Origin of the sequence: Gordonia amicalis NBRC 100051 = JCM 11271, assembly GCF_000332995.1 — a bacterium.
GTDB lineage: Bacteria > Actinomycetota > Actinomycetes > Mycobacteriales > Mycobacteriaceae > Gordonia > Gordonia amicalis.
This window is the reverse complement of the sequence record NZ_BANS01000094.1, coordinates 1-652: the sequence shown is the minus strand read 5'-3', so window position 1 is coordinate 652 and position 652 is coordinate 1. Positions and strand designations below refer to the sequence as shown.

Here is a 652-nt window from a genome sequence, read left to right as displayed (position 1 = left end):
CGCGCGACTGGCCGTGGCAGCACTGCACAACGCGGTCGCGCGTCGTGGTGACCTCGCCGGCTGTATCGCGCATTCGGATCGAGGATCGCGGCTCCGGTGACGACTCACGGGCCAACGGTGTCGATGGGTGAGTTGGGGCGTGAGGGGACAACGCCGCGGTGGAGAACTTCTTCGCGCTACCGCAACGCAACGTCCTCGACCGCCAACGCTGGGACAGCCGTGAGCAGCTTCGGATCGCGATCCCCCACCTGGATCGATCGGACCTATCGCCGCCGGCGCCGCCATGCCCGCCTGGGCCCGTTGACGTCCGTCGAGTTCGAAGCAGCGAGTAACACCGCCGCTGCCGCGGCATGACTCCCCAACTGTCACCTATCCGTGCGGCAGTCCCCACTGTGCGCGTCGTCAGTACCTCCTTTAAATCACGGAACGGCCCGTACAGCAGTGCATCCATCTCGAAAGGCGGACGCGACGAAACTGAGGGGTCGCCGGGACTATGGCGACCCGTGCCGAATCCGAGCACCACACGCCGGTCATCGCGGTGGTGCGTATGTACCTATACGACAGAGGAACTCGGATACCGGACCTTTGATCAGATACGACGTTGCAGGCGGGCACGGTGTCCGGCCGGGCCCTGGTTAGGCATCGCTGAAGT

1 pseudogene is annotated in these 652 nt (G+C 65.2%); it reads left to right on the top strand.

Going from position 1 to position 652, the window contains the following annotated elements:
- A pseudogene (locus GOAMI_RS23730) lies at positions 1-354 on the top strand (IS3 family transposase); the annotation flags it as partial.
- Between the last annotated feature and the right edge of the window lie 298 nt (positions 355-652).